This window comes from Leifsonia sp. 115AMFTsu3.1, assembly GCF_004362795.1.
Lineage (GTDB): Bacteria > Actinomycetota > Actinomycetes > Actinomycetales > Microbacteriaceae > Leifsonia.
Genome location: NZ_SNYB01000001.1, coordinates 968,571 through 980,219 on the forward strand (window position 1 = coordinate 968,571; position 11,649 = coordinate 980,219).

General features: G+C 70.2%; 9 protein-coding genes. 3 read left to right on the forward strand and 6 right to left on the reverse strand.

Annotated features, from left to right (window positions below; genetic code table 11):
• Positions 1 to 91: 91 nt before the first annotated feature.
• The 5 genes from xylA to AXZ95_RS04810 all read right to left on the reverse strand — a co-directional run bounded on the left by xylA (position 92) and on the right by AXZ95_RS04810 (position 6,964).
• Entirely contained in the window at positions 92 to 1,282 is a 1,191-nt protein-coding gene (gene xylA / locus AXZ95_RS04790; RefSeq protein ID WP_018189877.1) for a xylose isomerase, read from the reverse strand.
• A gap of 98 nt (positions 1,283 to 1,380) precedes the next feature.
• A complete protein-coding gene (locus tag AXZ95_RS04795) occupies positions 1,381 to 3,705 on the reverse strand; it encodes a glycoside hydrolase family 3 N-terminal domain-containing protein (RefSeq protein ID WP_018189878.1) in 2,325 nt (774 codons plus the stop codon).
• A gap of 30 nt (positions 3,706 to 3,735) precedes the next feature.
• Positions 3,736 to 4,632: a carbohydrate ABC transporter permease gene (locus AXZ95_RS04800; protein WP_018189879.1), complete on the reverse strand. Its 897-nt coding sequence runs from the start codon at positions 4,630 to 4,632 to the stop codon at positions 3,736 to 3,738.
• A complete protein-coding gene (locus AXZ95_RS04805; RefSeq protein WP_018189880.1) occupies positions 4,629 to 5,666 on the reverse strand; it encodes a sugar ABC transporter permease in 1,038 nt (345 codons plus the stop codon). Before AXZ95_RS04805 ends, AXZ95_RS04800 begins: the two co-directional genes overlap by 4 nt.
• Before the next feature lie 11 nt (positions 5,667 to 5,677).
• Positions 5,678 to 6,964 carry an extracellular solute-binding protein gene (locus AXZ95_RS04810; RefSeq protein WP_018189881.1) on the reverse strand — a complete coding sequence of 429 codons (1,287 nt, stop codon included), beginning with the start codon at positions 6,962 to 6,964 and terminating at the stop codon, positions 5,678 to 5,680.
• Between the two features lie 110 nt (positions 6,965 to 7,074).
• Here AXZ95_RS04810 and AXZ95_RS04815 point away from each other — a divergent pair, with 110 nt between their 5' ends.
• Positions 7,075 to 8,073, forward strand: coding sequence for a LacI family DNA-binding transcriptional regulator (locus AXZ95_RS04815; protein WP_018189882.1), 999 nt, complete (start codon positions 7,075 to 7,077; stop codon positions 8,071 to 8,073).
• 123 nt (positions 8,074 to 8,196) lie between these two features.
• On the opposite strand, the gene AXZ95_RS04820 is transcribed toward AXZ95_RS04815, so the two are convergent.
• Positions 8,197 to 9,168 (reverse strand): acetylxylan esterase, encoded by a 972-nt coding sequence (locus AXZ95_RS04820; RefSeq protein WP_018189883.1) that lies wholly within the window; start codon positions 9,166 to 9,168, stop codon positions 8,197 to 8,199.
• Positions 9,169 to 9,291: 123 nt separating this feature from the next.
• Between AXZ95_RS04820 and AXZ95_RS04825 the strand changes: the two genes are divergently transcribed.
• On the forward strand, positions 9,292 to 10,296 hold the full coding sequence (locus AXZ95_RS04825; protein WP_026307057.1) for a LacI family DNA-binding transcriptional regulator: 1,005 nt from the start codon (positions 9,292 to 9,294) through the stop codon (positions 10,294 to 10,296).
• Positions 10,297 to 10,384: 88 nt separating this feature from the next.
• On the forward strand, positions 10,385 to 11,572 hold the full coding sequence (locus tag AXZ95_RS04830; protein WP_018189885.1) for a Gfo/Idh/MocA family oxidoreductase: 1,188 nt from the start codon (positions 10,385 to 10,387) through the stop codon (positions 11,570 to 11,572).
• Positions 11,573 to 11,649 lie beyond the last annotated feature (77 nt).

Here is an 11,649-nt window from a genome sequence, read left to right on the forward strand (position 1 = left end):
CCGCGAACTTTGCACGTTTTCGGAGCGAGAACGTGCAAAAAGTGCGGACTCGACGGAGGGTGGGAGCGGGAGGGGAGGGGGTGGATGCGGATCAGCGCGCGCCGAGCAGGTGCTCGAGGGCGAGCTGCTGCAGGCGGACGAACCCGAAGCCCTTCGCGCCGAAGTAGGCGCTCGGGTCGAAGTCCTCGTAGGCGCTGCGGTCGGCGAGCAGGTCGTCGTACGACTCGCCCTCGCCGAGGGTCGGGCGGGACAGCTCGATGACGCGGGACGCCTCCAGCTGCTCCTGCACCTCCGGGTCGGCGCGGAACGCCTGCGCCCGCTCCTTGAGCAGGAGGTAGGTGCGCATGTTCGCTGCGGCCGAGTCCCAGACGCCGGTGATGTCCTCGGTGCGGGACGGCTTGTAGTCGAAGTGGCGCGGACCCTCGTAGGCCGGGCCGCCGTCGGGGCCGCCGTTCTCGAGCAGGTCGACGAGGGCGAACGCGTTCTGCAGGTCGCCGTGACCGAAGACGAGGTCCTGGTCGTACTTGATGCCGCGCTGGCCGTTGAGGTCGATGTGGTACAGCTTGCCGTGGTACAGCGCCTGGGCGATTCCGGCGGCGAAGTTGAGGCCCGCCATCTGCTCGTGGCCGACCTCGGGGTTGAGGCCGACGAGCTCCGGGCGCTCCAGCGAGTTGATGAACGCGAGCGCGTGGCCCACGGTCGGAAGCAGGATGTCGCCGCGCGGCTCGTTCGGCTTCGGCTCGATCGCGAAGCGGATGTCGTAGCCCTTGTCGGTGACGTAGTCGCCGAGGAGGTTGACGGCCTCGCGGTAGCGCTCGAGCGCGGCGCGGATGTCCTTCGCGGCGTCGTACTCGGCGCCCTCGCGGCCGCCCCACATCACGAACGTCTTGGCGCCGAGCTCGGCGGCGAGGTCGATGTTGCGGAGCACCTTGCGGAGGGCGAAGCGGCGGACGGCACGGTCGTTGGAGGTGAATCCGCCGTCCTTGAAGACCGGAGCGCTGAACAGGTTGGTGGTCACCATCGGCACGATGATGCCGGTGTCGGCGAGGGCCTGCTTGAGGCGGTCGATCTGCTTCTGGCGCTCGGCGTCGGTCGAGCCGAACGCGAACAGGTCGTCGTCGTGGAAGGTGAGGCCGTAGGCGCCGAGCTCGTCGAGCTTGTGCACCGCCTCCACCACGTCGAGCTGCGGGCGGGTGGGGCCGCCGAACGGGTCGGTGCCGTTGTAGCCGATGGTCCACAGTCCGAACGAGAACTTGTCGGCGCGGGTGGGGGTGAGGCTCATGATGTTCCTTCAGCGTCGTCGGTGATTTGTTGTTTCAATAAACTTATACAGCACTGGCGGGGCGAGCGCGAGTCCGGGGAGTGAACTCGCGGCCCCGGTCAGCGGGCGTCCGTGAAGACGGCATCCACGGTAGCCGTCTCGACGTCCGCCGTCACCAGGCGGGCGTCCGCCGGGGTGACCTCGTGAACGGGACCGGTGATCGTCAGCGCCGCCGTGGTCTCGCGCAGGTCGCACGACGGCCCGACCCACAGGTCCACCGCGCCGGGCTCGACGATGCGGGTCAGCGACCGGTCCGAGAAGGCGAGGCGGGTCGTCGGCACGGCGAACCGCACGACGGCCTCCTCGCCCGGCTGCAGCTCCACCCGGCGGTAGCCGAGCAGCTGCGCGACCGGACGGGTGACGCTCGCCTGCACATCCCGTGCATACAGCTGCACCAGATCGGTTCCGGCGCGCTCACCCGTGTTGCGGATGCGGACGCTCGCGGCGAACGTCCCCCCGGCGGCCACCTCCCCGTCGACCACCAGATCGCTGTGCTCGAACGTCGTGTACGAGAGCCCGTGACCGAATGGCAGCACCGGGGTGCTGTCCGCGCTCGTGATCTCGTTGGGGCCGCCGAGCACGGGGTGCAGGTACGAGTACGGCTGCGCGCCGGCCGAACGGGGGAGCGAGACGGGGAGGTGCCCGGAGGGCGAGATCCGTCCCGAGAGCACCGCGGCCAGCGCACGGCCTCCCTCCTCGCCCGGGAAGAACGCCTGCAGCACCGCCGCGGGGGCGGTGACGCCCTCGACCGCCCAGGCGATCGCGTACGGGCGGCCGGAGAGCACGACGAGCACGACCGGCGTGCCGGTCGCGACGACACGCTCCACCAGCTCGCGCTGGATGCCGGGCAGCTCGAGGCTCTCCACGTCGTTGCCCTCGCCGACGGTCCCGCGGCCGAACAGGCCGGCGCGATCGCCGACGACGACCACGGCGACGTCCGCTGCGCTCGCCGCGGCCACCGCTGCGGGGATGCCGGAGCGGTCGTCGCCCTCCACGTCGCAGCCGCGCTCATAGGCGACCGAGGCGGATGGGAACTCGGCGCGCACCGCCTCCAGCACTGAGGGCAGCTCGAAGCCGAGCGGCACCTCCGGATGGTGTGCGAGCACGTGGTTCGCGAACGAGTAGCAGCCCATCAGGGCTTCCGGGGCGTCGGAGTTCGGGCCGAGCACCGCGATGCTCGCCGGTGCCGACGCGAGCGGCAGCGTGCCGTCGTTGGTCAGCAGCACCAGCGACTCCTCGGCCAGCCGCAGGGCGACATCCCGGTGGGCGGGAGTGTCGAGATCGATGGATGCGGGGGGCGCGTCGAAGGTCTCGTCCAGCAGGCCGAGCTCCTCCTTCTGCGCGAGCACACGGAGGACGGCGCGGTCGACCAGCGCCTCGTCGACCTCGCCCGATCGGATGCGGGAGGCCAGCGGCTCGAGGAACGCGTCGCCCGTCGGCAGCTCGACGTCGATGCCGGCCGCGAGCGCGATCGCCGCGGCCTCTCCCAGGTCGGAGGCGACGCCGTGCATGGTGTGGAGGAAGGCGACCGAGAAGTAGTCGGAGACCACCGTCCCGTCGAAGCCCCACTCGTCGCGCAGCACGCCCGTGAGGTATTCGGCACTCGCCGCGACGGGGATGCCGTCGATCTCGGCGTACGAGTTCATGACCGACCGGACGCCGCCGTCCCGCAGCGCCATCTCGAACGGAGGCAGCAGGGTGTCGCGCACCTCGCGGGGTCCGGCGTGAACCGGCGCGTGGTTGCGGCCCGCCTGCGACGCGGAGTACCCGACGAAGTGCTTCAGCGTCGCGTGGACGCCGGCGCCCTGCAGCCCGCGCACGTATGCGGTGCCGAGCGTGCCGACGACGTACGGGTCTTCCGCGATGCACTCGTCGACGCGCCCCCAGCGCGGGTCGCGGATGACATCCAACACAGGAGCGAGCCCCTGATGGATGCCCAGCTCGCGCATCGACATGCCGATCAGGCCGGCCATCTCCTCCACCAGCTCCGGGTCGAAGGAGGCGCCCCACGCCAGCGGCGTCGGGAAGGTCGCCGCCTTCCAGGCCGCGAGCCCGGTCAGGCACTCCTCGTGCACCAGCGCGGGGATGCCCAGCCGGGTCTCCTCCTTCAGCCGGCGCTGCTCCGCCCACAGCCAGGCCGCGCGCTCGACCGGCTCGACCGGTCGCGTGCCGTAGACGCGGGTGAGCTGCCCGAGGCCGTGCACGGTGGCGTCCGCGTACGCGCCCGGGTTGCCCATCTCGCCGGCCATCGGCGCCACGAGCTCGTCGCCCTTGTCGACCCAGAAGCCGACCAGCTGGGCGAGCTTCTCCTCCAGCGTCATGGAAGCGAGGAGGGCGCTCACGCGCTCGGAGGGCGCAGTGGAGCGCGGGAGGGATTCGGTCATGTCGATCTCACACTTCTTGACGTGCGGGCGTCAGCCCTTGACGGCGCCGGTCAGGCCGCCGACGATGCGGCGCTCGAACAGGCTGAAGAAGATCAGCGCCGGGATCATGGACAGCGACGTGAACGCGAGCACCTTGGCGGTGTCGACGGAGTACTGCGACGAGAACGCCTGCACCCCGAGCGGCAGCGTGAACGTCGCCTCGTTGTTGAGGAGGAAGAGGGGCAGCAGGTAGCTGTTCCAGCTCGCGATGAAGGCCAGGATGCCGACGGTGATGACGCCGGGAAGCGACAGCCGCAGCACCATCCGCCAGAAGAAGCCCAGGCGGCTGCAGCCGTCGATGAAGGCCGCCTCCTGGATTTCGTCGGGGATGGCGCGGAGGAACGGCACCAGGATGATGATCGTCGTCGGCAGGGCGAAGGCGATCTGCGGGAGGATCACCCCTCCGAGCGAGTTCATCAGGCCCAGGTTGCGGACCACGATGTACAGCGGGGTGATCGCCACGGTGATCGGGAACATCAGCCCGGCGGCGAACAGCGCGTAGAGGGCGCCGCGGCCGCGGAACTGGTAGCGGGCGAGCACATAGCTGGCCATCAGTCCGAGGATGATCACGCCGACCGTCGTCACGACGGCGACGATGGTCGAGTTGAGCACCTCCTGCCAGAACACCCCGCCCGTGAGCACGCCGATGTAGTTGGCGGCGTTCCACGGGTTGGGGAAGCCGGCCGGGTCGACCGTGATCTGGGAGTTGGTGCGGAACCCGCCGATCACGATGTACGCGATCGGCGCCAGCATCAGCGCGATGACGACGAGGGCGACGAAGTAGACGGTGGGGGAGCCCCAGGGCAGCCCCTTGGCCTTCTTGCGGTCGGGCGCATCCAGGACGCCCGGCGCGTCCGGCGCGTCGGGGATGACGGTGAAGGCGCTCATCGCTTCTTCCTTCCGGTGCGCCTGTCACCCGTGAGCGCGCCCTCGGTGTCGCGCCGCAGCACGAACCGCTGGTAGAACAGGGCGACGATCAGGGAGATAAGGAAGATGACGACGGCGACGGCGTTTCCGTAGCCGAAGTTGCCGGCGTTGCGGCCGTTGGCGACCATGTAGGTCGCCATGGTCGAGGTGCCGGCGGTGGAGGCGACGTACTGGCCCCAGATGATGTAGACGAGGTCGAACAGCTGGAGCGCTCCGATGATGGAGAGGAACGCCCAGATGCGCAGCGTCGGGCCGAGGAGCGGCAGGGAGATCCGTCGCTGGATCTGCCAGTACGACGCGCCGTCGAGGGCGGCCGCTTCGTACAGCTCCTCCGGGATGCCCTGGAGGCCTGCGAGGAAGAGGATGACGGCGAAGCCGACGTACTTCCAGGTCAGGATGGCCAGCAGCGTCCAGATCGCCAGGCTCGGGTTGGACAGCCAGTCCTGGGTGAGGAACCCGAGCCCGAGGTTCTCCAGGAGCCCGTTGAGGGCGCCCTTCGTGGAGAGCATCAGGCTCCACCCGGTGCCGACGACGACCTCGGCGATCACGTACGGCACGAAGATCAGGACGCGGATCAGGGACTGCCCGCGCATCTTGCGGTTGAGCAGGAGCGCCAGCAGGATGGCCGCCGGCCCCTGGAGCACCAGGGAGCCGATCACGATGATCCCGTTGTGCAGCAGAGCCTGCTGGAAGGCGGAGTCCTGGAGGATGGTGATGTAGTTCTGCAGGCCGATGAAGTCGGTGGCCGGCCCGTATCCCTGCCAGCGGAAGAAGCCGTAGTAGGCGGCGATCGCGACCGGGAAGATCACGAAGGCCAGGAAGACGATGGCTGCGGGTCCGGCCAGCAGAGCGATCTCCAGGCGCATGGCCCAGCCGGTGCGCTTGCGGCGGCGCGGCTGCGACGGGGGCGACGCGACTGCGCCGCCCCCGCCGTGCTGCGCGAGACCCGCGTTCGGCACGAGGCCGGGGGACGTGTTCTCGCGGATGTGTGTCACGAGGAGAGTCCTCAGCCCTTCTTGGCGGCGTCGTTGGCCGCCTGGATGAGCTGCTTCGGGTCGCTCTTGCCGGCCAGCATGTCGACGACCGCCACGTTGAGCGCGTTGCCGACGTTCTGTCCGAGAACGGTGTCGAGCCACTGCGAGACGTACGGGGCTGCGTTGTAGGCGGCCAGCACATCCTTCAGGTAGGGCTCGGTGACGACCTTCTGCGCCTCCGAGTTGACCGGCGGGGCGTTAAAGGCCTTGTAGTAGGCCTCCTGCTGCTCCGTCGATGCGACGAAGTTGAGGAAGTCGGCGCACTCCTTCGGAGCCTTGACCGAGCACGAGTAGCCGTCGACGCCGCCCATGATGGAGCCGGGCTCGCCCTTACCGCCCGGAACCTCCGGGAACGGGTAGAAGCCGAGGTCGGGGAGGGGCTTCTGGTCGGGGGTCAGGGACGCGATCACGCCCGGGTCCCACGCGCCCATGAGCTCCATCGCCGCCTTGTGGTTGGCGACGAGGCCCGCCGAGCTTCCGGCGCCCTGCTGTGCGGTCGTCGTGAGGAAGCCCTCGTTGAACGGCTGGGTCTTGGCGAAGTCGTTGAGGTCCTCAGCGGCCTTCAGCCAGCACGGGTCGTTGAACGACTTCGAGTCGGCCGACTTCTCCATCGTCGACCCTGCGCACTCGCGCAGAGCGAACCAGTAGAACCAGTGCGCGGCCGGCCAGGCGTCCTTCGCGCCGAGGGCGATCGGGGAGACCCCGGTGGCCTTCAGCTTGGTGACGTCGGCGTTGAGGTCGTCGATCGTCTTGGGCGCCTCGGTGATGCCTGCCGCCTTGAACAGATCCTGGCTGTAGAAGAGACCGCCCGGGAGCACGGCGATGGGCATGGCCCACACCTTGTCCTGGTAGGTCTCCGCCTTGAACGAGCCTTCGGAGATGTTCTTCTTGGTCTCGGACGACACCTTGTCGGTGATGTCCATCAGCTGACCCGCGTTGACCATCGCCGCCATCTTCCCGCCGCCTCGCTGCAGGAAGATGTCGGGTGCGTCGCCGCTGTTGAGAGCGGTCTGCAGTTTGCCGTCGAGGTCCTCGTTCTGGATGGACTGGACCTTGATGGTGACATTCGGGTTCGCCTTCTCGAATGCTGCGACGGCGTTCTTCCAGAACTCCTGGCCGGGGCCGGTGGTGGAGTTCTGCCAGAGGGTCATGTTGACCTTGCCGTCGCCGGAGCTGTCGGAGCCGCCACTGCACCCGGTGAGTGCGAGTGCGCCGGCCATCACGACGGCGGCCCCGGTGAGGAGCTTGGTGCCTTTCATGTGATTCCAACCTGTTCTCTTCGTTGAGGTGGGGACGTCGGAAGTGTCGCAAGCGACGGGGATTGTGTCAAACGTTTTCGAAAACCTTTTCTACGCTATGCTCGGTCGCCATGGGACGGCGTCCGACGATCAGCGATGTGGCTGCTGCTGCCGGCGTCTCGGTCGCCACCGTGTCCAAGGCCGTGAACGGCCGGTACGGTGTCGCGACCTCGACGGTGGAGCGCGTGCTGCAGGTGGTGCAGGAGCTCGGCTACGAGTCGAGCCTCGTGGCGAGCAGCATGCGCTCGCGACGTACCGGCGTCATCGGCGTGCTCGTCGCCGACTTCGAACCGTTCTCCGCCGAGATCCTGAAAGGTGTCGGGACCGCGCTCCACGACTCGCGCTACGACCTGCTCGCCTACAGCGGCTCACGCCAGCCGTCGAGCGAGGGATGGGAGCGGCGCTCGCTGAGCCGGCTCAGCGGCACGCTCATCGACGGCGTGATCATGGTCACTCCGACCGTCGTGAACGCCAACGCCGACGTCCCGATGGTGGCCATCGACCCGCACGCAGGACGCGCCGACCTGCCCACCGTCGAGTCGGACAGTTTCGGCGGCGCACGCAACGCGACCGCCTTCCTGATCGGGCTGGGCCACCGCCGAATCGCCTTCGTCGCCGGCCGGCCGGACCTCCGCTCGTCGAGCCTGCGCGACGCGGGATACCGCCGCGCGCTGGGCGAGGCCGGCATCCCGTTCGATCCGTCGCTGGTGGCCGTCGGCCGCTACGAGCACGACACCGTGCGCGAGGTGGCGCTGCCGCTCCTGCGGCGGGCGGACCGCCCGACGGCGGTGTTCGCGGCGAATGACATCTCCGCGATCGCGGTCATCGAGGTCGCGGCCGAGCTCGGCCTCGATGTTCCGCGCGACCTCTCGGTGGTCGGCTTCGACGACATCCCCGAGGCGTCGCAGTTCAGCCCGCCCCTGACCACCGTGCGGCAGCCGATGCAGGGCCTGGGCGCGACGGCCGCCGACCTCCTGATCCGGCTGATGAACGGCGAGACGCCGGAGCGCATCCACGTCCGCCTCCCCACCCGGCTCGTCCGCCGCGCGACGACAGCCCCGCCCGCCTGACCTTCCGCCTCTGCTGACACCGGTCCGGCCGCGATTTGGCGCAAATCGTGGTTATCGGAGCGCGAGAACCGCGATTTGGCGCAAATCTTCCGATGGGGAGGGGACAAGGGGTGCGGGCCGCGGTCAGCGGAAGCGCGGGGCCAGCCAGGCCGCCTGCGTGCGCCAGTGGGCGCCGCCGCCGCCCTCGTGGTCGTTGAACGGGTACACCTCGATCGCGCGGTCGGACGCCGCGACGTGGTTGTACGCCGCGAAGGTCGTCGACGGCGGCACCACCGTGTCCATCAGCGCCACCGAGAACAGCGAGGGCGCGTGGATGCGGCGGGCGAAGTTGACCCCGTCGAAGTACGACAGGGTGCGGAACACGTCAGCGACCTCGTCGCGATGCACCGACAGATAGGTCGCGAGCTCCAGGAAGGGTCCACCGGCCGCCACCTCCGCGCCGCGGCGGAACGCGCAGAGGAAGGCCACATCCGGCATCACGGCCGTGACGTCGCCCGCGAGTGCGCCGGCCGCGAGGGCGATCCCACCGCCCTGACTGCCGCCGGTCACAGCGATGCGGTCGGGATCGACGAACGGCAGCGACCGCGTGGCGTCGACGGCGCGCACGGCGTCCGTGAAGACGCGGCGGTAGTAGTACGTCTCCGGCGAGTGGATGCCCCGGGTCATCACGCCCGGAGTGGCCGGACCCGAGCCGTGCGGGTCGGGCGTGTCTCCGCCGCTGCCCCATCCACTGCCCTGCCCGCGGGTGTCGACGAAGACGTGCACGTAGCCGGCCAGCGCCCACGCCACGTTCTCGCCCGGCAGCCCGCGGCCGCCGCCGTACCCCTGGTACTGCACGACCGCAGGGAGCGGCCCGTCGTCGTGGAGCGGCCGTGACACCCAGGCGCGCACCGGCTCGCCTCCGAACCCGGGGAAGACCAGGTCGTCGATGCGCAGCTGCGTCACCGGCGAGTCCGCAGGGGTCAGCTCCGGCACGCCACCGGCGGCGCGCGCCTCGGCGATCGTGCGCTCCCAGAAGGCGTCGAAGTCGGCGGGCTCCTGGACCTCCGGACGGAAGGCGAGCAGTTCGGAGTGGGTCAGGTCGGTGAGCGGCATCGGTCTCGCTTTCTGAACGGTTTTCGCAACGCGGGCGGCAGGAGGCTGGGCGTCATTGTGGCACAGCCGGGCGCCGAGCGGGGGACCGGCCCGGCGTGCGACGGTGTGTGCGACAGTGGCTCCATGCCCGCTCCAACGCGCCCCACCCTGGAGGCCATCGCGCGCGAGGCGTCCGTGTCGCTGTCGACGGTGTCGAAGGTGCTCAACGGTCGCCCCGGCGTGTCCGCCGACACCCGCCGACGCGTCGAAGAGCTGCTGCACGACTCCGGGTACGCCCGCCGCGGTGTGGATGCGGAACGCGGCGAGACCGTCGAGCTCGTCATCGAGAACCTGGCGAGCGAGTGGTCCGTCGAGGTCATCCGCGGCGTGGAGCGCGTCACCCGCGAGAACGGGCTGGCGATGACCCTCTCGACCATCGGCGACTACCACGCGGTCGGAGACGAGCTGATCACCGGGGTGCTCCGCCGCAAGCCGATCGCGATCGTGCTGCAGTTCTCGAACCTGACGGCCGACCACCGCCGCCAGCTGCGCACCCGCAACATCCCCTTCGTCGTCGTCGATCCCGCCGGCGACCCTCCGCCGGACGTGCCCGCCATCGGGGCCACCAACTGGGCGGGCGGCGTCGCCGCCACCCGTCACCTGCTGGCGCTCGGCCATCGGCGCATCGCGGCGATCGCCGGCCCGCCCGATCTGATGTGCTCCCGCGCCCGGGTCGCCGGATACCAGTCGGCCCTGCAGGAGGCCGGCCTCCCTGTGCCGTCGGAGATCGGCGGGGGAGGGTTCTCGCGCGCGGAGGGCGAGCGGGAAGGGCGCAGGCTGCTCGCGTCGCCGGACCGCCCGACCGCCATTGTCTGCGGCAACGACATGCAGGCGCTCGGCGTGTACGACGCCGCCTTCGCGCTCGGCCTCGATGTGCCTCGGGATGTGTCGGTCGTCGGCTTCGATGACGCGCCGTCCGCGGCGTGGGCACGGCCGCCGCTGACGACCATCCGTCAGCCGCTGCAGGAGATGGCGGAGGAGGCGACGCGCCTCGCGCTGCGGCTCCGGGCCGGCGCGGTGGAGAACACCCGGCTCGAGCTTGCGACCGCCCTGGTCGAGCGCGGGTCGACGGCAGCGCCCGCCGCCTGACGAAAGTTTTCCAACCCCCGCAGGAAACTTGCTCCCCCGCCGCCCGCGAACTACCGTCGCACGGGTACCGCCAGACGAAGGGCCGACGATGACCGACGACAAGCCGCAGCTCCGGGTCGCCATGATCGGGTACGGGTTCATGGGCGCAGCGCACTCGCAGGGCTGGCGCACCGCCCCGCGCTTCTTCGACCTCCCCGCCGAGCCGGTCATGTCCGTGATCGTCGGCCGCGACGCCGCCCGCGTCGAGGATGCACGCCGCCGGTTCGGCTGGCAGCGCGCCGAGACCGATTGGCGCGCCGTGATCGACGACCCTGAGATCGACGTCGTCGACATCTGCACGCCCGGCGACAGCCACGCCGAGATCGCGATCGCCGCACTCGACGCCGGCAAGCACGTGCTCTGCGAGAAGCCGCTCGCCAACACCGTCGCGGAGGCGGAGGCGATGACCGCCGCCGCCGAGCGCGCCGCCGCCCGCGGCATCCGCTCGATGGTCGGCTTCAGCTACCGCCGGGTCCCCGCCATCGGCTACGCCCGCTCGCTGGTGCAGGCGGGGCGCCTCGGCGCCATCCGCCAGGTGCGAGCGCTCTACCTGCAGGACTGGCTCCGCGACGAGGACGGCCCGATGACCTGGCGCCTCGACAAGGCGCTCGCCGGCTCCGGCTCGCTCGGCGACATCGGGGCGCACGCCGTCGACCTCATCGAACACCTCACCGGCTCCCAGCTCGCTGCTGTCTCCGGGACGCTGACCACCTTCGTCGAGGAGCGCCCGCTGCTCGGCGAGGGCGTCGGCCTGTCCGGCACCGCATCCACCGAGCGCGGCAAGGTCACCGTCGATGACGCCGCCTGGTTCACCGCCCGGCTCGAAGGCGGGGAGGCGGATGGCGCCATCGGCGCCTTCGAGGCCACCCGGTACGCGACCGGCCGCAAGAACGCGCTCCGCATCGAACTCAGCGGCTCGCGCGGTGCGATCGCGTTCGACCTCGAGGAGATGAACGAACTGCAGTTCTACGACGCGACGGCCCCGGCCGGGGAGCAGGGTTTCACGCGGATCATCGTCACCGAGCCCGAGCATCCCTACATGGCCAACTGGTGGCCGACCGGTCACGCGATCGGCTACGAGCACGCGTTCAGCCACGAGGTCGTCGACCTGGTGACCGCCATCGCGTCCGGAACCGACCCCGAGCCGTCGTTCGCCGACGGCCTCCACATCCAGCGCGTCCTCGACGCCGTCGAGCGCAGCGCCGCCGACGGCAGCGCCTGGACCCCGATCCCCTGAACCACGCCCGCAGCTCCTGAGTTTTTCGGCCGAATCGCGTGCGAAGAGCAGAGAAACTCAGGAGCCGGCGGCGACCA

Coding starts and splice junctions, on each gene's coding strand:
- AXZ95_RS04830 (WP_018189885.1), top strand. CDS start 10,385: ATGACCGACGACAAGCCGCAGCTCCGGGTCGCCATGATCGGGTACGGG.
- AXZ95_RS04820 (WP_018189883.1), bottom strand. CDS start 9,168: ATGCCGCTCACCGACCTGACCCACTCCGAACTGCTCGCCTTCCGTCCG.
- AXZ95_RS04795 (WP_018189878.1), bottom strand. CDS start 3,705: ATGACCGAATCCCTCCCGCGCTCCACTGCGCCCTCCGAGCGCGTGAGC.
- xylA (WP_018189877.1), bottom strand. CDS start 1,282: ATGAGCCTCACCCCCACCCGCGCCGACAAGTTCTCGTTCGGACTGTGG.
- AXZ95_RS04815 (WP_018189882.1), top strand. CDS start 7,075: ATGGGACGGCGTCCGACGATCAGCGATGTGGCTGCTGCTGCCGGCGTC.
- AXZ95_RS04810 (WP_018189881.1), bottom strand. CDS start 6,964: ATGAAAGGCACCAAGCTCCTCACCGGGGCCGCCGTCGTGATGGCCGGC.
- AXZ95_RS04800 (WP_018189879.1), bottom strand. CDS start 4,632: ATGAGCGCCTTCACCGTCATCCCCGACGCGCCGGACGCGCCGGGCGTC.
- AXZ95_RS04825 (WP_026307057.1), top strand. CDS start 9,292: ATGCCCGCTCCAACGCGCCCCACCCTGGAGGCCATCGCGCGCGAGGCG.